The sequence below is a fragment of the Candidatus Neomarinimicrobiota bacterium genome, assembly GCA_036476315.1.
Lineage (GTDB): Bacteria > Fidelibacterota > Marinisomatia > Marinisomatales > S15-B10 > JAZGBI01.
Genome location: JAZGBI010000094.1, coordinates 1 through 25,096, shown reverse-complemented (window position 1 = coordinate 25,096; position 25,096 = coordinate 1). Strand labels below are relative to the sequence as shown.

Annotated in this window: 29 protein-coding genes; 5 read left to right on the top strand and 24 right to left on the bottom strand. The window is 51.1% G+C overall.

Annotated elements, in window-relative coordinates:
• The 5 genes from V3U24_09445 to mazF all read left to right on the top strand — a co-directional run.
• A partial coding sequence (locus V3U24_09445) for a gamma carbonic anhydrase family protein (protein MEE9167663.1) occupies window positions 1-410 on the top strand: 410 nt, incomplete at its 5' end.
• A 177-nt stretch (window positions 411-587) separates the two neighbouring features.
• Window positions 588-770 (top strand): type II toxin-antitoxin system HicA family toxin, encoded by a 183-nt coding sequence (locus V3U24_09440; protein MEE9167662.1) that lies wholly within the window; start codon window positions 588-590, stop codon window positions 768-770.
• Window positions 767-979 carry a type II toxin-antitoxin system HicB family antitoxin gene (locus tag V3U24_09435; GenBank protein ID MEE9167661.1) on the top strand — a complete coding sequence of 71 codons (213 nt, stop codon included), beginning with the start codon at window positions 767-769 and terminating at the stop codon, window positions 977-979. The genes V3U24_09440 and V3U24_09435 overlap by 4 nt, the downstream gene beginning before the upstream one ends.
• 206 nt (window positions 980-1,185) lie before the next feature.
• Window positions 1,186-1,431, top strand: a complete 246-nt coding sequence (locus V3U24_09430; protein MEE9167660.1) for an AbrB/MazE/SpoVT family DNA-binding domain-containing protein — start codon at window positions 1,186-1,188, stop codon at window positions 1,429-1,431.
• Entirely contained in the window at window positions 1,431-1,781 is a 351-nt protein-coding gene (gene mazF, locus V3U24_09425) for an endoribonuclease MazF (GenBank protein MEE9167659.1), read from the top strand. The genes V3U24_09430 and mazF overlap by 1 nt, the downstream gene beginning before the upstream one ends.
• Window positions 1,782-1,899: 118 nt before the next feature.
• Here the strand turns inward: mazF and V3U24_09420 are convergent, their stop codons facing one another.
• From V3U24_09420 to V3U24_09305, 24 genes are all read right to left on the bottom strand, one after another.
• Window positions 1,900-2,343 carry an SPOR domain-containing protein gene (locus V3U24_09420; protein ID MEE9167658.1) on the bottom strand — a complete coding sequence of 148 codons (444 nt, stop codon included), beginning with the start codon at window positions 2,341-2,343 and terminating at the stop codon, window positions 1,900-1,902.
• A gap of 1 nt (window position 2,344) precedes the next feature.
• Window positions 2,345-3,106 carry a tetratricopeptide repeat protein gene (locus V3U24_09415; GenBank protein MEE9167657.1) on the bottom strand — a complete coding sequence of 254 codons (762 nt, stop codon included), beginning with the start codon at window positions 3,104-3,106 and terminating at the stop codon, window positions 2,345-2,347.
• Window positions 3,103-4,875: a BatD family protein gene (locus tag V3U24_09410; protein MEE9167656.1), complete on the bottom strand. Its 1,773-nt coding sequence runs from the start codon at window positions 4,873-4,875 to the stop codon at window positions 3,103-3,105. Before V3U24_09410 ends, V3U24_09415 begins: the two co-directional genes overlap by 4 nt.
• A 2-nt stretch (window positions 4,876-4,877) precedes the next feature.
• Window positions 4,878-5,537, bottom strand: coding sequence for a tetratricopeptide repeat protein (locus V3U24_09405; GenBank protein ID MEE9167655.1), 660 nt, complete (start codon window positions 5,535-5,537; stop codon window positions 4,878-4,880).
• The gene (locus tag V3U24_09400; protein ID MEE9167654.1) at window positions 5,521-6,552 is read right to left on the bottom strand and encodes a VWA domain-containing protein; all 1,032 of its coding nucleotides are present in this window, start codon (window positions 6,550-6,552) and stop codon (window positions 5,521-5,523) included. The genes V3U24_09405 and V3U24_09400 overlap by 17 nt, the downstream gene beginning before the upstream one ends.
• The gene (locus tag V3U24_09395) at window positions 6,553-7,545 is read right to left on the bottom strand and encodes a VWA domain-containing protein (GenBank protein ID MEE9167653.1); all 993 of its coding nucleotides are present in this window, start codon (window positions 7,543-7,545) and stop codon (window positions 6,553-6,555) included. It lies immediately after the preceding gene.
• Between the two features lie 285 nt (window positions 7,546-7,830).
• Window positions 7,831-8,067: a twin-arginine translocase TatA/TatE family subunit gene (locus V3U24_09390; protein MEE9167652.1), complete on the bottom strand. Its 237-nt coding sequence runs from the start codon at window positions 8,065-8,067 to the stop codon at window positions 7,831-7,833.
• Window positions 8,068-8,087: 20 nt separating this feature from the next.
• Window positions 8,088-8,378 carry a DUF4321 domain-containing protein gene (locus tag V3U24_09385; protein MEE9167651.1) on the bottom strand — a complete coding sequence of 97 codons (291 nt, stop codon included), beginning with the start codon at window positions 8,376-8,378 and terminating at the stop codon, window positions 8,088-8,090.
• Window positions 8,379-8,461: 83 nt separating this feature from the next.
• A complete protein-coding gene (locus V3U24_09380; protein ID MEE9167650.1) occupies window positions 8,462-9,589 on the bottom strand; it encodes a trypsin-like peptidase domain-containing protein in 1,128 nt (375 codons plus the stop codon).
• Window positions 9,586-10,320 (bottom strand): tRNA pseudouridine(38-40) synthase TruA, encoded by a 735-nt coding sequence (gene truA, locus V3U24_09375; protein MEE9167649.1) that lies wholly within the window; start codon window positions 10,318-10,320, stop codon window positions 9,586-9,588. The genes V3U24_09380 and truA overlap by 4 nt, the downstream gene beginning before the upstream one ends.
• Complete coding sequence (locus V3U24_09370) at window positions 10,307-11,038, bottom strand: energy-coupling factor transporter transmembrane component T (GenBank protein MEE9167648.1); 732 nt, start codon at window positions 11,036-11,038, stop codon at window positions 10,307-10,309. Before V3U24_09370 ends, truA begins: the two co-directional genes overlap by 14 nt.
• A gap of 4 nt (window positions 11,039-11,042) precedes the next feature.
• Window positions 11,043-11,543 carry a hypothetical protein gene (locus tag V3U24_09365; protein MEE9167647.1) on the bottom strand — a complete coding sequence of 167 codons (501 nt, stop codon included), beginning with the start codon at window positions 11,541-11,543 and terminating at the stop codon, window positions 11,043-11,045.
• A gap of 125 nt (window positions 11,544-11,668) precedes the next feature.
• Window positions 11,669-13,171: an apolipoprotein N-acyltransferase gene (gene lnt, locus V3U24_09360; protein MEE9167646.1), complete on the bottom strand. Its 1,503-nt coding sequence runs from the start codon at window positions 13,169-13,171 to the stop codon at window positions 11,669-11,671.
• Window positions 13,168-13,587, bottom strand: a complete 420-nt coding sequence (gene ruvX / locus V3U24_09355) for a Holliday junction resolvase RuvX (GenBank protein ID MEE9167645.1) — start codon at window positions 13,585-13,587, stop codon at window positions 13,168-13,170. The genes lnt and ruvX overlap by 4 nt, the downstream gene beginning before the upstream one ends.
• Before the next feature lie 40 nt (window positions 13,588-13,627).
• Window positions 13,628-13,936, bottom strand: coding sequence for an HU family DNA-binding protein (locus V3U24_09350; protein MEE9167644.1), 309 nt, complete (start codon window positions 13,934-13,936; stop codon window positions 13,628-13,630).
• Window positions 13,937-13,938: 2 nt separating this feature from the next.
• On the bottom strand, window positions 13,939-16,125 hold the full coding sequence (locus tag V3U24_09345; GenBank protein ID MEE9167643.1) for a bifunctional (p)ppGpp synthetase/guanosine-3',5'-bis(diphosphate) 3'-pyrophosphohydrolase: 2,187 nt from the start codon (window positions 16,123-16,125) through the stop codon (window positions 13,939-13,941).
• Entirely contained in the window at window positions 16,125-17,471 is a 1,347-nt protein-coding gene (gene dnaB / locus V3U24_09340) for a replicative DNA helicase (GenBank protein ID MEE9167642.1), read from the bottom strand. The genes V3U24_09345 and dnaB overlap by 1 nt, the downstream gene beginning before the upstream one ends.
• 23 nt (window positions 17,472-17,494) lie before the next feature.
• On the bottom strand, window positions 17,495-18,142 hold the full coding sequence (locus tag V3U24_09335; GenBank protein MEE9167641.1) for a uracil-DNA glycosylase: 648 nt from the start codon (window positions 18,140-18,142) through the stop codon (window positions 17,495-17,497).
• Entirely contained in the window at window positions 18,142-18,447 is a 306-nt protein-coding gene (locus V3U24_09330; GenBank protein ID MEE9167640.1) for a hypothetical protein, read from the bottom strand. Before V3U24_09330 ends, V3U24_09335 begins: the two co-directional genes overlap by 1 nt.
• A complete protein-coding gene (gmk, locus tag V3U24_09325) occupies window positions 18,437-19,042 on the bottom strand; it encodes a guanylate kinase (GenBank protein ID MEE9167639.1) in 606 nt (201 codons plus the stop codon). Before gmk ends, V3U24_09330 begins: the two co-directional genes overlap by 11 nt.
• A complete protein-coding gene (locus V3U24_09320; protein MEE9167638.1) occupies window positions 19,039-19,911 on the bottom strand; it encodes a YicC/YloC family endoribonuclease in 873 nt (290 codons plus the stop codon). The genes gmk and V3U24_09320 overlap by 4 nt, the downstream gene beginning before the upstream one ends.
• 98 nt (window positions 19,912-20,009) lie before the next feature.
• Window positions 20,010-21,056 (bottom strand): hypothetical protein, encoded by a 1,047-nt coding sequence (locus V3U24_09315; protein MEE9167637.1) that lies wholly within the window; start codon window positions 21,054-21,056, stop codon window positions 20,010-20,012.
• A 9-nt stretch (window positions 21,057-21,065) separates the two neighbouring features.
• A complete protein-coding gene (mutS, locus tag V3U24_09310; protein ID MEE9167636.1) occupies window positions 21,066-23,696 on the bottom strand; it encodes a DNA mismatch repair protein MutS in 2,631 nt (876 codons plus the stop codon).
• The coding region (locus V3U24_09305; GenBank protein MEE9167635.1) for a SelB C-terminal domain-containing protein at window positions 23,693-25,096 on the bottom strand (1,404 nt) is incomplete at its 5' end. The genes V3U24_09305 and mutS, both read right to left, overlap by 4 nt.

Below are 25,096 nucleotides of genomic sequence, written 5' to 3'. Positions count from 1 at the left end.
GTAGCTCATCAAAGCATCCCGTCCACATCGGTGACTCGGTCCTTGTAGGAGCACACTCAGCTCTCTATGGCTGCACCGTGCAAGACAACGTGTTCCTCGCTACTGGAGTTACGGTGTTCCACGGAGCTTCCATCGAGGCCGATGCAGAGGTTCGTATCAACGGTATTGTTCACGTGAATACAAGGTTGGCCTCAGGAGCGACCGTACCGATCGGCTGGGTAGCGGTTGGTAATCCAGCAACCGTCTTTCCTCCAGACGAGCACGACCAGATCTGGCGAATCCAGCGGGAGCTGGATTTCCCAGGCACAGTCTACGGGATAAAGCGGGGGCCTGACGGCAATGTCGATATGAGCGAGGTGACAAGACTGGGCGTGGATCGTGCCAACAAAGGTTGGCGCATGATCGAGTGACTTTGCCGCCACCTAACCACTCGCTGGAGCGGACCGGGGATTCAGCGGCAGAAGCAAGAGTAAGTCTGTTCGCGGGTACTTGACACGGCAGGCAAGGAAATGACCCCCGGCCGCTTAGCTCGCAGCCGTTAGGCGGACACTTTGTCACTATGACAGAACTACCGCATATTTTGTTTCGTGAAGGTTCGTGAGATTACCAAATTGATTAGTGAAGATGGATGGTATTTGATCAGAACTCGTGGAAGTCATCATCAGTATCCAACGAAGACAGGGTTGGTGACTATTCCAGGCAGACCCAATGATGAACTTGCACCAGGAACTCTAAACAATATTCTAAAGCAGGCAGGGTTGAAAAAATGAACTACCTAATTGTAATTGAAGAAGCGAAAACGGGTTTTTCAGCATATTCACCAGATATCCCAGGTTGCGTGTCTACGGGTAGAACGAAAGAAGAGGTGGAAGAGAGTATGAGACAGGCTATTGAGTTCCACCTTGATGGGTTGCGTGAAGAAGGTTTTGAAATTCCTACGCCACGCACCTACGCAGCCAATGTAAAAGTGCCCGCCTGACACACACTCCACCTGACCACGAGTAGCCGAGGCGTCATTTACAGGGTTGTCCATTCTCTCAAGTTTAGTTGTAATTGGGCTATCAATTCTTAGTAGCCTCGTGGCAGGTGAGTTTATCCGTTGGACAGAGTTGATTTCCAATTTTTCATTGAACAATCATAGTGTTTAGTTGTATCTTCTATGTATAAACATAAGGAGTCAATATTATGCGTACTAAAATTCAAAAATGGGGTAACAGTTTGGCACTTAGAATTCCTAAAGCCTTTGCCAAAGAAACGAACATAAGTGATAAGAGTATCGTTAACCTCAGCATTGAAGATGACCATTTAGTGATTTTCCCCATCGATGAGCCAGACGAATACGAGTTAGATTCTCTGTTATCCCAAATAGATCAAACAAACCTCCATAGTGAGATTAATTGGGGGCAGACTGTCGGCAAGGAATTGTCATAATGTCATCCAATTATGTGCCTGATCGTGGAGATATTGCCTGGCTAAACTTTACGCCTCAAACAGGACACGAATCCCGACGCGTCGGGAGAAAAAGACCTGCATTAGTCCTGTCGTCTAAAAACTATAATCAAAAAGTTGGACTGGCTGTATTTTGCCCCGTTACAGGCCAGAAAAAGGGATATCCTTTTGAAGTGGAGATACCTTCTAATTCCATGATAACTGGCGTTATTCTGTCGGATCAAATAAAAAGCCTTGACTGGCATGCTCGTCAAGCAAGATATGCAATGAGAGTCCCTAATTCGGTTTTACAAGAATGTCTACAAAAAATCAAAGCCTTGTTGCAGCTTTGAACAACGCAACTCTGCCTAACACCCGTTCGAGCGGATCCCATAGGAGCGGGACCGCTCAACTTTTCCGTTGAAGCAATCGACCCTCCGTGCTTGGAGCGTCTTACATCGCCGACGGAGATTATCTCGGCCGGGGCACGGAATGCGTTTCGATCCGGGTACGAATCACCCAGGCTGTCCGGTACCCAAGTCTTTTCAGCCTCTCCTCCGCCTTTTCGGCCTCAGATCGGAACTTGTAGTTACCTACCCGTACCTTGTAATTGGGGGGATCGAAACTGATATACACTTGACCGTCGAACGGGGCCAGTAGTTTGTCTCTGAGACTGTCAGCTATTTCAATGCTCTGAGTGGAAGTAACCTGAACCCGGAAGCCCTCTGCCGTGGTATCGAGGTCCCCTGCGGAAGGTTTCACAGGAAGCCGGTCTCCAGGATAAAGCATGATTGGCCATTCAAGAGGTGGCTCGTTCAAGCTGTCGGGATTGAAGCTCTCATCCAGATCGATAGTCTTGTCCTGACACAAACCTGCCACGGCAAATGAGATGAATGCTGCGAGAATTCGGTTCACTTCACAAAGGCTTCACGCTGCTCCACCGGATCCATCCTCGCTTGCCGTCCATTAACTCGATCTCAAACCACGGATCCCTGGAACTCTTGATCTGGGCTTTGGTCCCACTATGCACAACAAACATGAGGTTGCTGACTTCCGTTGGTTCGGAAAAAACCTTCCCCTCCCTTACAATGACTATGGCTTCCTTCCTTTCCGATACTTCCAGATAACGATCCGCAAACACCAGGCCGGAAATTATGGTTGCAACCACGCCAAGAACCACAAAATTTCCAAGCAGTCGACGAAAATTGGTCAGGATGAATCGTGAAACAGAGAAGACGATTCCCGTGGAGAAGAATATGACGCTGATGATGCTCATCCACTGTGTCGGGGAGAATCGATTTTTCAGGGCACCGTACCATTTCAAGAGAAAAAAGACCTCCGGAGCTTCGACCCTGTCCACGGTACGGGCATTGGTTACCTGGAGATTGAATCCGAGGTCCGTATCTCCTGGATTCAGCTGCAGACCTTTCTCGTACGCCCAAATGGCCTCCCCCAGCCATCCCAGTTGATAGTAGGCATTGCCCAGGTTGTAATACAGATCAGGATGTTCAAAACCTTGATCCAGAATTCGATTGTAGGTATTTGCCGCCTCTGCATGTTGCCCACCTTCGTAATATCTATTCGCCTGAATAAAGAGGGAGTCAACATAATCCTGCTGGGAAAAGAGCCCGGGAGGAATAAAGAGGCAAGCAAAGAGGATTTTCCAGGCAGGTTTCACAGCTTGCGATCTATCTCCGTGAGGAGTTGTCCTGCTCGGCGTGCCAGTGTCACGGCATCGTATCTGAGTCCTGACCTGTCCACCGGAGCGAATTGTGCCTGTTCGCAGACGGAGAGGATCTCCCACATGGATTGGATCGAAGACTGTTCCACGTTCTTATTTAATAGGTCTTGCACACTACGGGCGTCCAGGCCCGCTTCGGCTCTATTCATCCTCGCCGCAAAGTAGGCATAGATGGCCTCCGAGATTTCCTGGTAGCCCCCTGTGTCCCGGACTCTTCTTAGCTCTCTCCGGGCCCTGCCCAAAGCTTGTCTGGCCTTTCTCTGAACACTTCGCTCCTTCCTGTTCGCTCTCACCTCCCCCACGATGCGGGGACTCGCAAAAAGAATCAACCCCACTATTCCAAACAGCCAGAACAGGGTTGGTACCTTCCGGCGATTCAACGATTTCAGCCTCACGGAACCGGTCCGAATATATCGGATGTCCTGACCCAACAAGGCTATTTCTTCCTTGGTCAACCCCTCTCCCCGGTCAAACATCTGCGCTCCGGGCTGAACATCGAGAGCAATAACCCGTGTGGAAGTTGAAGCCCACGTGCCAGTTCTGGGATTAAAGTAGGTCAGATTTGTGGCTGGAATGAGGAACCGACCTTCTCTGCGAGGAATGATCACAAATTCAAGCCTCTTGATCCCTGAGATTTGATCCCTGAAAGGATCTTGCTCGAAGGATCTATTGGGTTTGAATACTTCCAGACCGTCCGGGAAGACGGGCTCATCCAACTGGAAAAGGCCCAGATTTCCCGATCCTTCGAGTTCAACCGTGAATGAGACTGCATGGTTGGCCTCAGTTGCAGTGGTGTCCATAGACGAGGTCAGACGAAAATCTCCTACTGCACCACTGAATTCGTCAGGCTTTCCGGGCTCCGGAACGGGCTTAACGTGAAACTCCAGCGGTTCAGATCTGACGATCCTCCGCTCCGTTTTCGAAAAAAATTGGCTGGAAAAAAAGTCATCGAACAGAGAGGGAACTCTCCTGCGGGAGGGGACCTCGATCGTACACGTCAAAACCATAGGATCAACCACAAGGTCTCCATGTGTGGTGGGAAACAGAGCCATCTTATAGAGAGTAGCCACCTTATAGCGAATACCGCCGATCCTCGTGTCGCGGAGAGATGGCTGCTTGGGTGCGTATAATTCTTCCAGCCAAAATCCAATACCTCCTGGCTTTTTCTCCACAGAATACTGCCGAAGATTGACCCGTGTATAGAGCTTGTATTGTACCGTAATCTGTTCACCCTGGTATACCTCATCCGTGTCGGCCTTGGCCTCCAGGAAAATCGCTGGCGTTTCAGGCTCCTTCAGGGGTCGATCTTTCCGTTCAGCTTCTGCATCCTTCCCACCTGTTTCAACCACAGCGATGGAAATTGGATTCAATCTGACCCTATCTCTGTCCACCGTAACGTCCAGGGGGGGAACGGTAAGGTTTCCGGTCTTGTTGGGTATCATGGTCCATGAAAGGCTCTTAGAGCTTGACATTTTCCCATTGATCCAGTGAAAACTGCTGCTCTGGGAAGGTCCTGAAATGACCGTGAAATCGCTGACCTGAAGTATATCAAGCTGTGGGTATCCTTCACTTCCCTCGGCTGTCACCTTGAGATTGACGGTTTCGTCAACGGAAATCCGGTTCGCATCCACCGTCGCATAGACTTTTATTTCTGCGAAGATGACGGAGGTAAAAGATAGCAGAAAGACCAGACAACAAGCGAACATCGTTACCAGTCCTTTTCCGGCCGCTTCAGCCGGCCACTATCGAGCCTGCGCTTCAGCAGGTTCTGTTCGTCGGCCCTCAGGGCATTGAGGATAGATTCTGCGTCAGGCGGTCTATTTTTGTCCCGCTTCTCTACCCTTTGTGAGCCGATCCGAGTCTCGTTCTCCCCGGGTTGATCCTGAGCCTTATGCTCCGGAGATTCTGATTGCTCTTCGTTCGCCCGTTGGGATTCTCCCTGTTCTTCTTTGCCTTCCAGGGAACGGTTCTGGGAACTGGATTTCCGGTTCAACAGGTAACGAGTAAGTTCATAATTGTATTTCGCGTCCGCATCATCAGGTTTCAGTTCAAGGGCACTCCTGTAAGCTCGGAGGCTTTCTTCCAATCTTCCCTCTCGGTGAAGTGTATTCCCCAGGTTGTAGAATGTCCTCGGTTTCAGCGCGGCCTCCCCGGTGCTAAGGACAGACTCGAACTCAGAAAGAGCCCTGGAAAAGTCTCCCTTCCTGTACGCGGCCCAACCCGCACCGAATCTTGCCTCAGGCATCTCCGGATGTTTTTGCAGGACAGATTCGTAGTAAGCTGAAGACTTGGGATCTAACTCTTGCTGGCCCATGAGACATGTCAGAGTTCCCAGTGTCACGATGCCTCTTTTAAACAAATCTTCCACGCCATTCCCTTCGGTCCTTGCGACGGTTTGATATCAATGCATCACCGGCAAACATAATGAGCGCCAGGGCGGCAAAGAGCTGATAACGGTCCTCAAATTCCGTGTATTCATGCGTCCTGAGCGTTCGCTTCTCCATCCCCTTGATGAGATTCAACAATTCCCCCGTGCCGCTGGAACGGTTGTCGAAACGAACGAATTCCCCACCCCCTGCGGCGGCGAATTCCCGAAGCACCGAAACGTTCAGCGTGGAGGTGATCAATTTACCCTTTCGGTCCTTCTTGAAGTCCACACGATTGCCCTCCTCGCCTGAAACGGGTATGAGCGATCCCCTCGAAGTACCCACACCCACCGCGTGAACCACAATTCCGGACTCCGACGCCTTCCGGGCCATCTCCACGGCACCACCCTCGTGATCCTCCCCATCTGTCACCACGATCAGAACACTGTACTTGGAGTCCCCCTCGGGAAAGGCCTGGATCGCTCTATTCACAGCCTCCGCCAGAGCTGTCCCCTGGGTCTGAATCATACCTGTATCCACAGCATCCACAAATACCCTTGCGGCCTCGTAGTCTCCCGTAAGGGGAAGGTAGAGATGACTTGTTCCCGCAAAAACGATCAGGCCAATCCGGTCGCCTTTTAGTCCGGAGATGAGGCGGGATATTTCAAACTTAGCCTTCTCGAGCCGGTTCGGTTTCACATCCTCCGCTTTCATACTGGATGAGATGTCGACCGCTATCAGGATATCGACGCCTCTTCTTTCTATCTCGGTGAGCTTAGTGCCCATCTGTGGTCCGGCTGCAGCGAAGATCAGCAGGGCGAGTCCCCACCACCGAATGTGCCTTTTCAACTGTGATCTTCCGGAATTCATGCGGGCGAAGAGGCGTCGTCTCACCATCTCATCTCCCCACATACCGGCCTCTTTATCCTCTCGCTTTCGTGCGAACCAGCCGTGAATAGTGAGCAGAAGGAGGAACGCGTAAAAAATGAAGGCGTATGGGTATTCGAAGGATATCACTCAATCTTTCCTGCGGAAAATTGCCTGAGAGAGGGCGCCTTCACCCATGGCCAGGAGAACCGCGGGAAACAGTAGCAATGCGAAGAACTCCTTATACTGACGATATTCCTTGACGGTAATTTCAGATTTTTCCAGTTGGTCAATTTCCCCATAGATCCGGGCCAGGTTTTCCTCGTCTGTGGCTCTGAAGTACTGACCCTCCGTCTCTTCGGCCACCTGTTCAAGGGTTGATTCGTTCATGTCCACGTCCACCTGGACGTATCGCCTGCCGAACACCGGATCGTCAACGGGGTAAGGCGCTTTCCCCCTGCTTCCTACTCCAATGGTATAGATTTTGATTCCATAGTCCCGGGCGAAGCCGGCAGCCGTTACGGGATCCAATTCACCCATATTATTGCTCCCGTCCGATAGCAACACCATGACCTTGTTCTTCGTGCCGCCCCCTCTGAGTCTGTTAATGCCGTGGGCGATTGCCATTCCGATTGCAGTGCCGTCGTGTGCTTCATCGATAATCTCCACCTGTCCTAGAAGATCCTCCAAGACGTCATAATCGATGGTCAGAGGGCACTGGATGTAGCTTTCACCAGCAAAAACAAGAAGTCCGATGCGATCTCCCCTTCGACCCTTTATGAAGTCTATGGCCGTGGACTTGGCGGCTTCCAGCCGATTCGGGAGAAAGTCTTCGGCGCGCATGCTGCTACTGATGTCGAGTACAAGAACAATGTCGAGGACGTTCACTCTGGTTCTTGAGAGGTCTGTCGCAGCCCGGGGCCTTGCCAGGCCGAGAATAATCAAACCGATCACCGTCATCCTCAGGGTCCACAGCAGCCTTACTTTCCACCACCCGGACAGACGGCTTACACGCTTTACCAGATCAAGGGACGAGAACTGGACAGTCCCTTCCCGATGTTTTCCCCAGCGTGAATACCACCAGATGAGAAAGGGGACGAATCCCAGCACAACGAGAACCCAGGGATGACTAAACTCGAGCACAGATCAGATTGAGAAATTCTGCTCAGTATAATGACTCAAACAGAGATTTGTTTCTTCAGCAAAGAGGACTTCCCCAGGCTGAAGCCCCATGGGACGGCCAGCGCAGGTTGAGCCCAAGACAAAGCTGAACAGGAAGACCACCGCGAGGTGCTCCAGCCTGCCTATTACTGGGGTACAGGGGCGATTCCAGGTGGGAGACAAGCGCATGGTAGCCGGAGAACTGAAAACAGCTGAAAAGAGAACTTCCTCAGTTCTTCATGGAGTCTCTGAACCGACCCGGTGAGGTCATTCACCGGGCGGTTTGTCCTCCTCCGGCTCTCGCTTCACCGACTCGGCCGCTTCGTCGAGCTCTTTCTCAATTCCCTCCACGGCGCCCTTGAACTCCCGAATCCCTTTGCCCAACCCTCGGGCTAACTCGGGGAGTCGCTTGGCCCCGAAAAGAAGCAGAACAACGAGAAAAATCAGAAGCACTTCCCAGCCGCCAATACTCACCATGACGGGGATGTTCATCGAATGGAGCATCTCTACCTCCCTTCTACTCTCTACCTGAAGTATCTCAAGAAATAGTACGCGGCCGCCAAGCCGAGCAAGGCGGCAAAACTCAACTTTATCCTTAACCCAAATATGAGCGCAAAAACTCCCAGGTCCAGTGAGATCGCGTCATTTTCGCTTCCCGCGAGTCCGCCCAGCGAAAACTCGGCGCTCTGCAGAAAGAATTGTCTCACAACCCCCTCAGGCAATACATGGGCAATGAGATCCCCAACAAGCGTTCCTATTATGGCGCCCACAAACAGGATAACCACAATAAGGGCGATTGATCTTCTACTGTTCATATTCCCTCATTCATTATCAACCGACATTCCCGACGGTCGTTTATGAAAGTTACATAACCAGTGGACCTGCATCCGTATTCGTTCTACGTCTTGGACAATCTCAGGGACGCTTTCCTTTCTTTCCCGTCCCTGTAATACCGGATTTCAATCCTATCACCTGCCCGGAGATAATTCTCCTCAATGATACGAAGAACATCGCCCTTGGAATCGACCGGTTGACCATTGACTTCAGAAATAACGTCTCCCACCTGGAGTCCGGCATTCTCTGCCGTGCTTCCCGGTTCAACTTCCGTTATGATTACTCCACCAACCCTCGGCAGACGCAGGTATCTCGCTAGCGACCTGTTTACCGGCTGAACCAGCAATCCGGTGGTGAAACTCCTGTCGATCTTCCCGTATCTTTTCAACTCCTCGGCGATGTCGCGGGCTCGATTGATGGGAATGGCAAATCCTATTCCTATGGAACCCTCCGAATAGGTCCCACCCGTGAAAATGAAGGTGTTGATACCGATGACCTCCCCATTGGAATCACAGAGAGGCCCGCCACTATTGCCTTGGTTGATGGCTGCATCCGTCTGGATCATTTCCTGATAAATCCTTCCGGAAAACTCCCGTCCGAAATCGAGATCCACGGAACTGATAATGCCCAAGGTGGCCGTAGGCTGTTTATTCACGTCGAACAGTCCAAAAGGGTTGCCCAGGGCGATCACCCATTCACCCATGAGAAGCTCATCGGAATTCCCCAGTTGGGCGTATTGCAATCTCTTACCATCAATTTTGAGGACAGCCATGTCGGTTGTCCTATCCTGCCCCACAATCTCTGCATCATACTGCTTTCCTCCCGGGAGGGTTACAATGATCTCGTCTGCCGCTTCAATAACATGCTGGTTAGTGATAACGTACCCATCGGGACTGATAACCACACCTGAACCAAGGCTCTTGATCCGCTGCCTGAAGGGTCCTTCGGGAAAGAGGAACTGAAAGAATGGGTCATCAAAGAACGGTGCCCGATAATACTCCTTGATCTGGACAACATTGATGCTGGCTACAGAGGGTCCCACCCTGGCTATGGCCCTCGTAATGGCTGTTTCCCTTGACCTATCAATATCATCAGATGCGTAGGCAAGGGAATCGATGAAGAGGGAGAATCCCAAGCATGAAAACAGCAGCCCTACCACCCACCACTTTCGGCACGTTATCATCCGGTTCATAGATAAGCTACTTTCTCCAGAAACAGTCCATTGGGAGGAGCCTTGAAGACCTTTGCTGCTGGGTCGCGAGACGCCAGAAGCGTCTCGAAGTCCTCCCCGGTCAAATTTCTTTTCGCCACCTCCATCATGGTGCCCACAAGATACCTGATCATGTGCTGAAGAAAACGATTGGACTCAATCGTAAAAATTACAAAATCCCCACGTTTTATCCACTGAGATTGATTGACGACGCACTGCCGGTTCCGCTGGTGGGGAACGTACTTGCAGAAAGAGGTGAAATCCTTGCTGCCCTGAATGAGTCCGGCACACTGCCTGAGGCTCGTCAACGACATCTCCGCAGGTACGCTCCAGACATATTTTCTGTTCATTACGCTGAACCGGGTGAGACAGTAATACCGATATAACCTCCGAATGGCACTGTGTCGAGCATGAAAACTTCCGGATACGCTTTCACAACCGTTCACGAGAATATCCTCCTCCAGATTCCCATTGAGGGCGTCCTTCAGCTCTTCACTTTTCCACTGTTCCGCGAGCTTAAAGTTCGCTACTTGACCTCTGGCATGGACCCCGGCATCAGTTCTTCCCGCACCATGAATCCGCACGCGACGCCCCCCGTTCAATCTCTTCGCAGCCTTTTCCAGTTCCCCCTGGACAGTCCTCCGATCTCGCTGCAGCTGCCAGCCGGAAAAGTGAGTGCCATCGTATTCAACGGTGATCTTAAAGTTGGTCAAGGGCGATGTGTCCCGCTATCAAAAGGAATAGAATAACAGGCAGGGCCGCATCCGCGAGATGAAATCTGACGGGATGGGCAAGTCCACGCGGCAAGATGAGGCCGTAACGTCGAGTTTCCATCGCGACGGCTAAATTGTCAGCGCGATGGAGGCAATTCGATATGAGTCCCGGGAGATAGATCGCCATCTGCTTGATCCTCCTCAGCCTGTTCCCGTCGGTGGGAAGATCCAGTGCTTTCCGGAGGTTTGAGATTGAGTGAACTTCTTCTCTTAACATGGGAAAAAATCTAAGTGATAGGTACAGCAACTGGAAGAAATCCTCAATGGGGCGAAACGAAATGCCGAGTGCTCTCCAAACGGTCCTCAGAGAATCCAGAATGGCCATGGGGCTCGTCACCTCCAGGAAGATAGCTACGCCGAGGACCATGAGAAGAATCCTGCTGCTTGATACCAGGACTGTCCAAGCCGTCTCCCGGAACGATACGTCCGCAAGGATCAGGGAAAGAAGTAGATAAAAAACGAACATAAGGGGTAAGAATATGAGCAGGGGCCTCAGGCGTGACCAGATGGACCGAACGGGGACACGTTGAAAGGTGAGTGTCACCAGAAGAGCCATCACCAGCCAGATGTACTGCAACAGGGTAACAGAGCGAAAAATCAATATGAGAAAGGCCACCAAAAGGACGAGCCATGAGAGAGTGTTAGGGCCTTGTTTCACCGAATCAAAAGCGATAGACTACTGTGACTCTCGGAGTGAGAGTGTCATCCTGAATCGTTGGCCTGATGGTGACAATCGCGAGTTTTTCCCGAATACCGTAGAGATATCGGACGTCGATCACCGATACAACGCGGTTCAACACCATGGCACCCACAAGGAACTGGCCAACCTTTTTGGCGGTATCCCTTTTGACGCGAAACCGGCGGAATCTCTTCCGGTTATCTTCGCTATCCCACGACCAGTTGAAACGTTGTCTATCACGATATGTATTGCCGGGTTCGCGTCGCCGCTGTTGGGTCTCATTATACGCATCCATACTGTCATAATCACCTACAACGATGATGTACTGACCGCTCTTGCCCCTGAGATTGGTGCCCCCGTGCATGGCTGCAAATGAATGGAGCCTCATCTTGTAGAGAGAGGCCGTGGCTCTACTTTCCGCCAGTCCCAGCCAGAGAAGAAGCTCAATCTGACTGAAGAGTCGCCCCCTGGCAACCCTCCTCATACTGAATTCTCCCAGTCCCGGCAGAAGTGCAGATTTTGCCACTGTTAACCGGAGAGGGGGGGTTTTTGAAGATCCGGAACCTTCAACCGGATTACATAGAGAAAGACAAACCAGCGTACTAACCGTTATTTTGTTCGCGTCCAAAACCAGGATCCTAGGATAAGAGTAAAAGCGAGGCAAATGACGGAGAAAAGATCACCATGTTTCGCATAAAATGTCAATTGTTCCCCCGGGTAAATGCCGGATGAGATAATCCCATTACTGTCCACGCCCAACCGCTTAGTCATGCGTCCGGCGGGATCGTAAACAGCGGAAATACCTGTGTTGGCGCACCTGACCACTGGCATGCGATGCTCCACGGCCCTGAATCGGGCGAGTGCGGCGTGCTGGTAAGGCTCAGATGTGTTTCCAAACCAGCCATCATTCACAACGATCACGATCATTCTGGCCCCCGCTTGCACAAACTTTCGGACAAGTTTAGGGAAAGCGGATTCGAAGCAGATGATGGCGGAGAAAGGAACATTCTCTACCTCAAACACGGTATGGGATTCACCTGGAGTGAAGTGACCCACGCCCAGTTGGTCCGAAAAAGACACTCCATTGAAAAATGGATTATATTCGCCCATGGGAACAAGTCGAATTTTGTGATATGCTCCGATGGGGCGATGCGGTTGAATGAGAAGAACACTGTTGTGAATTCTCCGGTCTCCTCCTGTTTCCTCCCAGTCGACCGCGCCTGTCAGAAGTGGAATCTGCGTCTCTCTCACTCTCCGTCTTACCAGGTTGAGCCATCTGAAGTTCCTCCTCAAGTAGAAAGGTGTTGCACTTTCCGGCCATACTATCAATTGAGGATTGGTCTCCGCTGCTTCCACATACATCGAATCGAGTCGCTCCATTACCCAATTGCGCCTCTCTGGAGACCATTTCTCATGGGGTCCCACATTGGGTTGAATGAGCGCAACCTGGAAGGGCTTCCCATGACCAGCCTGGTTGGCATGTGTCGCCATCTGGATGTATCCATATAGCCAGGGAATGACCATGAACAGAATCGCCAGAGGGAGGAGACGCCTCTTAACAGCAGAGGGGATAAAGAGGTAGCGATAGACAAGAACATTCAGCAGGAGAAGCCAGAATGAGATACCGTAGATCCCCGTGTATTCTGCCAGCTGTATGACAGGCAGGTATTCCGACTGTGTCGTTGCCAGGGAAGCCCACGGGAAGCCGAGCGGTCCCAAAGACATGGCATTTTCCACCACGACCCACAAGAGTGGGAGAATTGCCAGCCCTTTACCCGTGCGAACCTGTATGAAACAAAACAGTGAAGCGATAACAGCCCAGAAGAAGGCCAGGTAGAGGGCCGCACCCATCATGGAAGCAAAGACAACGGGGAGGGGTGCACCCGAATTAAAGGAAAGCCAGTAGAGGGCTACCGAGTTTGCTACGAATCCGGAAAGATAGCCCAGGGCTGCGCCTTTTCCTGGACTTGATTGATCGAGGGCTCTGAGAAGAGGCACCAGGCCCACCCATGCCAAAAGCCCCATCCTAAGGGGCGGAAATGAGATTCCCAGAAGAACTCCCGAAAGCGTGGCCAGCTTCCAGGGAGAGAGGTTTAAGATCCTCCGGATCACCGGGTGTGGAGCCTATCGAGATATGACTGAAGAAATATGGCCGCAGCGGTCTTATCGATCATGCCCTTATTCCGACTGGGCTTCAAACCGCGTCTGTGAAGTACGCGAATCGCCTCCACTGAAGTCAATCGTTCGTCAATAAAGTCGATGGGAACGGGAGTCTTCTCCTGGAGGGTCGATGCAAACTCCTCAACCAGAATTGTCTGAGATGTTCTTTCTCCCTTCATATTGAGGGGAAGGCCCACAACGATCTTGGCGACTCGGAGTTCTTGGATTAGAGAAGTCAGTTTTTGAATAAGGCCGGATGTATCACGGTACTCAAGGGTCCTAAGAGGAGAGGCTATGAGCCGCCCAGCGTCCGACAGAGCCAGTCCAACACGTCTGGAGCCGAAATCTATTCCGAGTATTCGACCCATCGGTCACCCACACGAGCGCTGGTTGGACTGAAGGGCAGTCCTAGAGAGGCTTCTGGAGCTCAGTCTTCAGGAGCTTACCGGGTTTGAAGTGGGACTTTCGGTGCGGCGGGACATAGATTTCCTCGTTCGTTCGAGGATTGCGGGCCCGGGGCTTTGCCTTTGTGGGCTTGATGGAAAACGTCCCGAAATTTCTCACCTCGATTTTTATGCTCGGGGAGTCTTCGGAAAGCATTTCCCTGATCACGTCAAAGGTTTCGCTCACGACTTCATGAGTTGTGTTAAGCCGCTTGCCGACACGGGAAGCCACGCGTCTCGAAATGTCCTTCTTTGTATATTTAACAGCTGTCATGGTCAAGTCTCCCTTTCTGCGTATATGGTTCCATTGATGTCTTTCATTCTCCTCAATGCCATCTTCAATCGACGCAGATTTGGAAGGGCCACCACCAGAATGCATGTGGCCAGCCCTTCATCCACCTTCACGTCGACACTCGTTATGTTGATGTTCAAGCGAGAGATCGCCTCGGTTAAATCCTTGAGGTACCCCTTGCGGTCCTGCGCCTCGACTTTCACTCTTGCCAGGAATTCCGCCTTGCGATCCACATCCCACTCCACCTCAAGAAACCTATCAAATGACTCACTCATAATTGGAAGATTCTTACACTCAACCCTGTGAATCGTAATCCCCTTTCCCTGTGTAACGAAGCCGATGATTTCATCCCCGGGGATGGGATTGCAGCACTTGCCGAAGGTCACGAGAATGTTATCAATCCCGTGAACACGCACTCCTTTCGCACTCCTCCGGGCAAACTGGAGAAAAGAGTCGGGTTCTTCCTTGGCCCTCTCAATCTGTTCGTCGGTTACATCGGGAGAGACTTTTCGCAATATGTCCCGAACCGTTGTCTGGCCAGTTCCCAGTGCCACCAGCATCTTCTCCTCGTCATTATAGCCAAGTTTCCCGGGAGAATTCTTGATCTCCTTCGCAAGGGATGAGAGTTTTAGTCTCCGGAGACTTTTCTCAAGAATCTCCTTGCCCAACTTCAGACTCACTTCCCTCTGAGCCTTTCGATGCCACCTCAGGATCGCCGTGCGTGCCTTGCTGGTTCTCACGAATTTCAACCAGGCATAATTGGGCTTCTGGGAATCGGATGTAATAATTTCCACCGTCTGGCCACTCTTGAGGTTTGTGTTCAGAGGGACAATTCTACCGTCAACTTTGGCACTCAGGCAATGGTGGCCCACTTCTGTGTGGACATCGTAGGCGAAATCGATGGGAGTACACTGTGAAGGCAACTGGACCAGGTCACCGGCTGGGGTGAATACGAATACTTCATCCTGATACAGATCGATTTGCAGGAGATTCATGAATTCTCTCGGATCTGAGGATTCATCGTGAAGGATAGAAACAAGGTTCCTCAACCACTCCACGTGACGATCCAGATCACTGTCTTCTTTCACCGACTCCTTGTATTTCCAGTGGGCAGCCACACCAATCTCAGCCGTCTGGTCCATCTCCTCCGTCCTGATCTGAATCTCAACCATTCTTCCCCCGGGACCTACCGCCGTAGTGTGAAGGGACTGATATCCGTTAATCTTCGGCGTAGCAACAAAATCCTTGAACCGTTCATGTACCGGCGTGTAGAGTTGATGAACAATGCCTAAAACAGAATAACAGTCAGCAACGCTCTCAACGATGATCCTTATGGCGAAAATGTCATAGATCTCCTCAAGAACCGTCCCACGTTCCGCCATCTTCTTGTTGATGGAAGCAAAGGACTTCAGTCTCCCCGTAGTTCGGTATTTGATGCCGTGCTTTTCAAGCCCTTCCTCAATGGGTGCCGTCACCTGCTTCATGAATTTCTGGCGGTTTGACACCGTGGACCTCAGTTTCTTTTCTGTGGCTTTATAATCATCGGGCTCCAGCGCCTTGAATACGAGATCATCGAACTCCCGTTTCACCATGTACATGCCGAGCCGATGGGCAAGGGGAGAATAGACATCTCTCGTTTCAATCGCTGTGCGTCTCTGCTTTATGAGGGGAAGGTACTCGAGAGTCCTCATATTATGCAGGCGGTCGGCGAACTTGATTATAATGACACGAACGTCCTTGGCCATGGAGAGGAGCATTTTCATGAAGTTTTCAGCCCGTTTCTGCTCGCGAGTCAGGAATTGCACATCCCCCAGTTTTGTTACCCCTTCAACGAGTTCAGCCACTTCATGGCCAAATTCCGCTGCAATGTCGTCGTAGGTAGCGTCGGTATCCTCTAGACTGTCGTGCAGAATCCCTCCGGTCACCGTTGTGAGATCCATCTGCCAGTGGGCCAGGAAGTGGGCCACCTCATAACAGTGTTCAAAAAACGGACGCCCCGATTTTCTTCTCTGCCCCTCATGATGTTCCTTGCTGAACTGGTAGGCTGGCCAGAGAACCTCAGTCACCTTATCACCCGGTGCCTTCCCGTTGTGGCTCAAGATGTCAACGAGCTCGAGAAAATCTTTGGGGTACGCACCCGTTACGGTGGGAATGAGATCAGCGACTCTCATCAGAATGGGACTTCCGCTTCCGTTTCGTCATAGAGGGTGGCATTTTCAAACTTGGCATACTTGTCAACAAAGATGGCCCGGATGAGTCCCGTGGGACCGTTTCTCTGCTTTGCCAGAATGATTTCTGCCTTACGGCGGTCCTCCTCCTTCCGTGTGTACATCCATTCGCGATAGAGAAACATGACCACATCTGCATCCTGCTCGATGGCTCCGCTTTCTCGAAGATCGGAAAGCTGCGGATGCTTGTCGCTCCTCCCCTCAGGTGCCCGGGAAAGCTGGGAGACGGCAGTGATGGGCACGTTGATCTCCTTCGCCAAGGCTTTCAGGGACCGCGAAATGAGTGAGATTTCCTGCTGTCTGCTTTCAGAGCCGAACGTCCCACGCATGAGCTGAAGATAATCGATGATGATGAGTTTCACATCCTTTTCCGCCTTCAACCGTCTCGCCTTGGCCCTCAGTTCGGTAACACCCATTGCCGGCGTGTCGTCGAGATAGATAGGGGCATCCGCGAGTACCCCTACAGACATGGAAAGGTTTTTCCATTGCTGCTTGGGAAGTTTTCCAGTTCTCACCAGATGGCTGTCCACACGGGCCTCCGCACACAGTAGCCTCATAGCCAACTGGCTGTTCGCCATTTCAAGACTGAAGATACCCACGGGGATCTGATGGTCGACAGCACCGTTGCGCGCAAGAGTCAAAGCCAGAGACGTTTTACCCATTCCCGGTCTTCCCGCCACAATGATCAGTTCCCCGTCTTGAAATCCAGACGTCATTTCATCCAGGTCCATGAGACCGGAAGGGACACCGGTGACGGATCCCGGCTTTTCATGGATCCGGTCAAGTTGCTCGAACGTTTGCTGAAGAACAGGATTAAGATGGTGAAACCCTCCTTTGAGGCGATTCTGAGAGATGGCAAATATCTTTTGTTCTGCAGTGTCAAGAATCGTATCCAGTTCCTGATGGTCTTCGTAGGCGCTTTGAGATAGTTCGGAAGCCACTTCTATCAAGCGTCGTAGACTGGCTTTCTCAAGCACGATTCTCGCATAATGATCCACATTTGCTGACGTGGGGACACTCTCAGACAATCCCGTCATGTAATAACTGCCTCCGCTGGCTTGGAGTTGTTTCTTTTTTTTCAGTTCATTGATGACGGAAACGGCATCCACGGGATCCCCTGAATTGAAAAGATTCGTCATGGCACGGAATATTCTGCTGTGTCCATCTTTATAGAAAGAATCCGGCGTTAGGATTTCCATCGCACGACTCACCGCATCTTTGGAACGGAGCATAGCACCCAGGACAGCCTGCTCAGCCTCCAACGACTGCGGCGGAACTTTGATATCCAAGTTATCTGATCGTTTCGCCACCGCTATTCCCCTCTTATCAACCGTTCAATCCACTGAAAATCCTCCCAGGCCGGTCGCTTGAGACGTGGATTTCTAAGAAGTGCCGCTGGATGGTAGGTTACCACAACATCGTATGACTTCCATTTCCACATCTTTGACCGAAGTCTGACCAGGGAATCCTTTACGGGAAGAAGGACGTTGGCAGCTGTCGCCCCGAGAGTGACAATGAGTCTCGGACGGATCATGTCAATCTGTCGCTCCAGATAGGGAAAGCACGTATCGACCTCCTGGGAAGCCGGAGTTCGATTCTTTGGCGGCCGACATTTCAGGACGTTGCAGATATAAACCTGATCGCGAGACAAATGAATGGCCGCCAGAATCCTGTTCAGAAGTCCCCCTGCCTTTCCCACAAACGGTTCGCCCTGAAGATCCTCCTCCCGGCCCGGAGCCTCACCTACGAGAACCAAATCCGCATGAGGGTCCCCCACGCCAAAGACGAACCTGGTTCTTGTCCCACCCAGGGGACACCTTTGACAGTGGCAAATGTCGGCTTCAAACTCGCGCAGGGAAACGGATTGGACAGGTTCAACATAGACCCCCTCACCATACATTTCCCTCACCTGCAAAAGGTATCGCCTCAACAGGGCTTCCGGGTGAGCAGATTCAGTCATTACTCCATATTCGCCGGACTGTCGGTATCCTCCTCATCGTCATCAGTGGCATAACTCCACTCCAGGTCACCTGAAAGGAGTTCCCCAAGAGACAAAGTAGTCGACTTCTCTCGTTCTTCGTATTCCTCGTCTATCACTGGCTCCTCGTCCAGGAGACCGGGTTCCTCCTCCTCTTGTGATAGCTCCATCTCCGCCATGCGGTCAGCAACGATCTGCCTCGCCCGTTTGGAAACTACCACGGTCGCTTCATACATATCTTTGGTGTGCTTTTCTATCTCCCGAAACGGGATTGTCTCAATTGCCATGTCGCGCTCCTTCCACTTCACTCTGTTCTGAATTCAAAATGCGTACTATCTCTTCGATTGTTGTTTCGACTTTTTCGTTGATTACAGAGTAATCATAGAATTCCTCGTTCGCCATTTCCATTTCCATCCGCTCAAGTCTCGTCTGAATGACTGCCTCCGTGTCTGATCCCCTTCCCCTCAATCTTCTCCTCAGTTCCTCCACGCTCGGCGGCCTGATGAAAACCGTGACGCTATTGTCAGGATAGGCGTCCTTAATCGCCATACCCCCCTTTACGTCCAGCTCGAGAAGAAGAGTCTCTCCGGTTTCCAGCGCCCGTTCCACGGTCGCGCGCAGAGTGCCATAAAGATGTCCGTGGACCTCTTCATATTCCACGAATTCACCCCGGTCCACCCTTTGGCGGAATTCCCTCTCGGAAGCAAACGTGTAGTCATATCCATCTCTTTCATAAGAACGCCTGGGGCGAGTAGTCAATGACAGTGAGAAGTTCCATTCGGGATAAAGACTCTGCAGGCCGCGGCAGACAGTGGTCTTTCCTGAACCCGATGGCGCCGAAATGACAACCAGGTTTTTCCGTGTGGCTTTCCTGGAAATCACAGAACGTTTTGAACCTGCTCCCTTATTTTTTCCACCTCATCCTTCATGTCCACGATGTTTCGGGTAATTTGGATTTCATTTGACTTGGAACCTATGGTGTTGATCTCTCGCTGGATTTCCTGCAACAGAAAATTCATCCGCTTTCCAACAGGCTCTTGTTCCTCCAGAAGCGTCTTGAACTGCTCCAGGTGACTCGCGCAACGGACACACTCTTCCGTGATATCCATTTTCTCCACAATGATTGCCGTCTCTTGCACCAGTCTCGCTTCATCCACCTGAATTTCTTTCCCCTCCAGAAGTTCCCTGATTCGACGTTCGTAACCGTCGCGAATCAGAGGCAGGGAATTCTCCCAGAGTGATCTTGTCTCCTTCAACAAACTGCCAAGGTTCGCGATCCTGGTGCGAAAATCATCCGCAATGATTTGGCCTTCCGTAGATCGCATCGCCCCCAATCTCTCCATCGCCTCCTGAAGCACATCGAGAATGAGCTTCTCGTTTGTCTCCTCAACTATGTCGTCCGTGATTAATTCCTTGATATCAACCAGATCGGCAATACTGACAGTCGCTCCGTAATCCCTTTTGATGGTTTTCAGAAGAGACATGTATGCCTCAAAGCGTTCCTTGTCAAGATGAAATTCTCCGTTTGTCCCCGCCTTTCTCGCCCCTACGGATATCACAACGGATACCCGGCCTCGCTTACACGTTCGCTTGGTTTCCCGACGGATGCCCTCCTCAAGAAACTCCAGGCCACCAGGAAGTTTTGCGGAAAAATTAAGAAAACGACTGTTCACAGACCAAATCTCCACCGTTACAAACACGCCGTCCTTTTCGACACTGGACGAACCGTATCCCGTCATACTCTTAATCATCTTTCTTACCGGAAAGAAACGTCTTAGAAATTACGCGGAAATATCTAATCTCACAAGGGAAATGCTAATCTATAACCCGTAAATAATTAACAATTTATTCACATTTCCTCTGATAACTTTTTTCTTATTGAATCGAGAAACCGAGTCTTGATGTTCACAGAAATATAGTGGCTTGTACCGAGAACGGTGCCAAAAGGGGACGGCGTGAACGCGTAGTCAATATTTCCAAAAGGAAAGCCCAGTCCCAGGCCCAGAGAGTAATCCGTGAGAGGATTTCTCCCGAACCTCAGGTGAAGGTTTCGTCTGTACTTAACGTCGAGACCGGCTCTCAGGTGACCCCCCATCCCCATAGACTCCAGAACCAGATCATCGGAGGCCGTCCGTCCGGCGAAATCAACAACTGCCGTGATCATCGCCTTTACCTCCAGGATGTCCGGAATAATGGGAATGACGTGAACGTCCCCAAAATGGAGCTGTGGAGCGATCCTCTCAACGGTTCCCTCATCCCAGATCACCCACGATGTCGTCGCGTCTCTGATCGCCAGCGCCACCGTATTCCGCGGAGTAAGATTCCGGTATAGTCCCGCATCAAATCCGATCCCATATCCTCTTCGTTTTCCCAACTGATGCACAAGAATCTTGGCATTGCCCCCTATTTTCCAATCCCCCAGGACAGAAGAGATCCCCAGAACGCCAGCCCATTGAACCTGGTTGAAATAGGTCACCTGTTCAGGAAGAATACGCTCATATTCGGCATCGAGAGATCCCGTATCGTAGAGGAGAGCCTTCGTGGTGTTTGGGATCCCCTGGATAGCCTCACGGACAAGAACAAGGGACCATTTTGACTTAAAGTTTTCCTTTAAATCAAATCCAATAATGTCATAAATAACATTTCCTGAGAACCGTTCTTGATGGGCATACGTGATATATTTCTCCTCATTAGCCTGAAGTCGGGCCGGGTTCCAAAGGAGGGCTGTGGGACCTGTCGCCGACGCCACTTCAGCTTCACTGAGAGCAATAGATCTTGCGTCGCCAGCCCCACGGTACACCTGATTGCCATACTTTACCCAGATGGATTCACTCCGGAGGGGAAGACCGGCGAGAGCCACGATCATTCCCAGAAAAAATGGGGAGGTGGTCCTCATTTCAACGCCTCATGATCCGTATTTTGATTTGAGTTCTTCCAACCTGGCAAGGGCTTCCAAAGGAGTCATCCTGTTGATTTCCAGGTCTGAGAGTTCCTGTTGAATTCTTGATTCCCTCTCTTCGAAAATAGTCAGCTGGTTTTTCTCTTGGTGGGGCCTTTCCCTTCCCATGATTTCGGGAGACTCATGCCGGATCAGGTGACTGAGAATCCGGGAGGCGCGGGTGATGACCGATTTTGGGAGTCCCGCCATCTGCGCAACATGGATACCGTAACTCTTATCACAAGGTCCGGGCATGATTTTCCTCAAAAAGACTATCTTGTCGCCGAATTCCTTAATGGCAATATTATAGTTCTTCACACGATCCAGGACGCTTTCCAGTTCGGTCAGTTCGTGATAATGTGTGGCAAAAATGGTTCTCGCCTGGGATCCGGACATATTGTGCAGAAATTCAGTGATTGCCCAGGCCAGAGACAGACCATCGAACGTCGCAGTGCCTCGACCTATTTCATCGAAGAGAACCAGACTGTTTGAGGTAGCATTGTTGAGAATATTCGCGGCTTCGGTCATCTCAACGAGAAAAGTGGACTCACCTCCGGCAAGATTGTCGCTGGCTCCCACGCGGGTAAACACCTTGTCGGCGATGCCAATGACGGCTTCTTTTGCCGGAACGAAGCTGCCAAGCTGAGCCATGACCACCGTGAGCCCCACCTGTCGGAGATACGTGGACTTTCCGGCCATATTGGGTCCCGTGACAAGAAGTATTTGATCGTCCTCCACGGCCATGGCTAAATCGTTAGGTATGAATTTTTCACCCGAAGGAAGAATGGCCTCCACCACCGGGTGCCTCGAATCTTTCAGTGCGATTCTCGGTTTCTCCACGATTGTCGGCTTCACGTAGTGGTTATTCACGGCCACATGGGCAAGTGTTCCGTGCAAATCGATTTGATTAACAACTGCAGCATTGTTCTGAATAGTTGCGGCCTGTTCCAGAAGCCACGAGCACAAACGCGCGAACAGACGCGTCTCGATTTTCAGAACTCGCTCCTCTGCTGTCAGGATTTTCTCTTCATAATCCTTTAGTTCCGGCGTTACATATCGTTCCGCATTCACCAGGGTCTGCTTGCGGATATAGTCCTGTGGGACCTTATCCTGGTGTACCTTGGTGATCTCCAGGTAGTATCCAAAGACCTTGTTGTAGCCAACTTTGAGTGAAGGGATTCCCGTTTTCGTTCTTTCGGTGCGCTCAAGATTTGCAACCCACTTCTTTCCGCCACTGGCGATATTCCGGAGCTCGTCCAGTTCTTTGTCCACCCCTTCCCGTATTACCCCGCCTTCCGAAAGTGACAGGGGTGGAGAATCCACAATTACTTCCGCAATGCGTCGAGCCACTGCATTAACGTCCTCAAACCGTGATGCAAGTTCCCTCAGGGCGCCGCTTCTCGATTTCTCCAGGAGTGCTTTCAATACGGGCACCAGGTCCATGGTTACCTTCAGGCTGGCCACATCCCTGGGGTTTGCCTTCCTCCGGCTCAGTTTCCCCACCAATCGTTCCATGTCCGAACAACCTGAAAGCCTCCGTCTCGCCTCCATCAATAACTCAGGGGCTTCTGCGAATCCTTCCACACAACTGAGACGCCTCTCAATTCTGATCCGATCTGTTAAGGGACGATTCATCCGGCGACGAAGTAATCTCCCTCCCCCCGGCGTGATCGTCTCGTCCAAAATACTAATCAGTGTTCCGTGAGTCCCCTGCGTCGAGAGGGAATTGAATAATTCAAGATTTCTTAGGGTGAAATCATCAAGTCCCATGAAATCATCATCCCGCACCGGGATCAATCGGGTCACGTGATCCAGGGCACCGGGGATGTTCCTTTCCACATAACGAAGGATAACTCCCGCGGCGGAAACACCTGCGGTGAGATCATCACAACCGAACCCCTTTAGAGAGGTGGTTCCAAAATGACCCAGCAGAGCCTGTCTGCCCGTATCATAATCGAACGCCCATTCGTCCATCTCGGTTACGAAAGGATTAATCTTTCCATACCATTCTTCCTTTTCGTATTCCAGAGATTCGGGAACGATCATTTCTTTGGGAGAAAACTTGAGTATACTTTCGGGAAGTTTTTGCCGGACCGATTCTCCCAGATAAAATTCCCCTGTGGCATGGTCAAGAAAGGAGAATCCCGCTCTATCTGACCCATCTACAACACACCCGAGAAAAGTGTTGGACTTTTGATGGACAAAATCATCGAAAGTCGCTGTCCCGGGCGTCACCACTTCCACAACTTTCCTTTTCACAATGCCCTGGGCAAATTTCGGGTCTTCCATCTGTTCACAAATTGCGACACGTAGACCAGAGTCAACGAGCTTCGGCAGATAGGTATGCAGGGCGTGGTGTGGGAATCCCGCCAGTGGAACATTCGCCGCGGCCCCGTTGGCCCTTTTCGTCAGCGCAATCCCAAGGACTTTCGAAGCCAACTTCGCATCATCATCGAAAGTTTCGTAGAAGTCACCCATGCGAAACAACACGACCGAATCGGGGTGCTCTCTCTTAATATCGTAGTACTGCCTCATGAGGGGGGTCCTACCTTCCCGGGCATCACGCCCTCCTTTTCCTTTGTTGACAGTTGCAGTCATTTAGAGAGTACTCTCTGGTCCCCTTCCCGACGCGTGATGCGACGGTCGTCAAGATACTCCAACAGAGGAATAGCATGTTTCCTGGTGGTGTGGGTCAGTGATTTGAAATCGTTCACGGCCATGGAAGCTTTGTCCTCGAAGAATCTCCTTATTTCGTTCTCCATGACGGTCAAAGTTTCAACGTGGAACCACAAGTTCCGGCTTACCTCTTCTGCTTTTCCCTGACCTTTTAGAACGTGCATCAACTGCAATGTTTTGGCCTCAGGCAAGTCAATAAGTTCAGCCAATTGTTTAATTACGGGAGGAGTGTACAACGAATCTTTCAAAGCTTTCTCAAGACGGGAGGCCAGCTCTGTGTCTTTGCCCGTCAATTCCACATGAAAACCTTGAATCCGAACTATTCCTTCCACAGCCTCAATCTTTTTCTCACTCTCCAATTCATGGGTGATATAGTCGAACAGGGAGGCGTGAAAGCCAAGAATCTGACGAAGGCGATCCTTTGGTATCCCTCTCTGATAAGGAGACTGCTCATGAAAATTGTCAACTGCTTCGACGCAAGCCCGCTTCTGATTTTCAAGGGAGGACACAAGAGTCACAAAAGGGTTCTCCTTGGGACCGAATTCCTTTATGGATAGGCTCCTGAGCAACTCCCGAAAGACAGGTTCGGAAAGTTGCCATCTCTGAGACCACCCCTTCATGGTCAGCGGTTCATTCTCAGTCGCTACCAGGAATTTCTTCAAACGCTCACTTCTGATCAATCCCTCCAAGGACTGCAACCACCTCTTGCACTCCTTCCAAGAAGATGGCGGTTGAGTATCAATAATCACTCCTCCCCCTATGGTTTCCAGAGGTGAATAGAATCTTAGAATAAACGGATCGTCGATGGCCACGGCCACGGCCTTTTCGAGCTCGATGAGTGCAGTACTTGCCTCACCCGGATTCACTACTTTTCTTTTGCCAGGGTTAACAAGACGGACTTTCGCCATGACTTCGTCGGTTCCCAGATGAATCCTCACTCGCTGCTCATTCCGGACAACTCTTTCTGTAGAAGGCAGCAGGGAGAACTCCGCACCGATGGCTCCCGAAGGTTCGATGAAGCCTTTCGATGCAAGCTGGAGTCCGCGTGTCACTCGCGTTCTGTCTATGTTACTCAAATTCAGCGCTGCCCGATCACCCAGTTGCACGGACGACACATCTTTTCCATGGGACTGAATTCCCCGAATCTTCGTGGCGAGTTTGGATGGTAGAATCTCCACCTCATCTCCCACTTTGAGGGCCCCACTCACCACGGTTCCTGTTACCACGGTTCCGAATCCCTTCATGGAGAAGGCCCTGTCCACGGGGAGACGGAAAAAACCTCGATCTTTCTTCGCCCGTACCTTGACCGAAAGTTTCACAAG

Coding starts and splice junctions, on each gene's coding strand:
- mutS (MEE9167636.1), bottom strand. CDS start 23,696: ATGACTGCAACTGTCAACAAAGGAAAAGGAGGGCGTGATGCCCGGGAA.
- V3U24_09380 (MEE9167650.1), bottom strand. CDS start 9,589: ATGAACCGGATGATAACGTGCCGAAAGTGGTGGGTGGTAGGGCTGCTG.
- V3U24_09345 (MEE9167643.1), bottom strand. CDS start 16,125: ATGAGAGTCGCTGATCTCATTCCCACCGTAACGGGTGCGTACCCCAAA.
- V3U24_09385 (MEE9167651.1), bottom strand. CDS start 8,378: ATGAACAGTAGAAGATCAATCGCCCTTATTGTGGTTATCCTGTTTGTG.
- V3U24_09335 (MEE9167641.1), bottom strand. CDS start 18,142: ATGACTGAATCTGCTCACCCGGAAGCCCTGTTGAGGCGATACCTTTTG.
- mazF (MEE9167659.1), top strand. CDS start 1,431: ATGTCATCCAATTATGTGCCTGATCGTGGAGATATTGCCTGGCTAAAC.
- V3U24_09320 (MEE9167638.1), bottom strand. CDS start 19,911: ATGATTAAGAGTATGACGGGATACGGTTCGTCCAGTGTCGAAAAGGAC.
- ruvX (MEE9167645.1), bottom strand. CDS start 13,587: ATGGGTCGAATACTCGGAATAGATTTCGGCTCCAGACGTGTTGGACTG.
- V3U24_09330 (MEE9167640.1), bottom strand. CDS start 18,447: ATGGCAATTGAGACAATCCCGTTTCGGGAGATAGAAAAGCACACCAAA.
- V3U24_09350 (MEE9167644.1), bottom strand. CDS start 13,936: ATGACAGCTGTTAAATATACAAAGAAGGACATTTCGAGACGCGTGGCT.
- V3U24_09365 (MEE9167647.1), bottom strand. CDS start 11,543: ATGAGGAGGGTTGCCAGGGGGCGACTCTTCAGTCAGATTGAGCTTCTT.
- V3U24_09315 (MEE9167637.1), bottom strand. CDS start 21,056: ATGAGGACCACCTCCCCATTTTTTCTGGGAATGATCGTGGCTCTCGCC.
- V3U24_09410 (MEE9167656.1), bottom strand. CDS start 4,875: ATGTTCGCTTGTTGTCTGGTCTTTCTGCTATCTTTTACCTCCGTCATC.
- V3U24_09430 (MEE9167660.1), top strand. CDS start 1,186: ATGCGTACTAAAATTCAAAAATGGGGTAACAGTTTGGCACTTAGAATT.
- V3U24_09435 (MEE9167661.1), top strand. CDS start 767: ATGAACTACCTAATTGTAATTGAAGAAGCGAAAACGGGTTTTTCAGCA.
- V3U24_09390 (MEE9167652.1), bottom strand. CDS start 8,067: ATGCTCCATTCGATGAACATCCCCGTCATGGTGAGTATTGGCGGCTGG.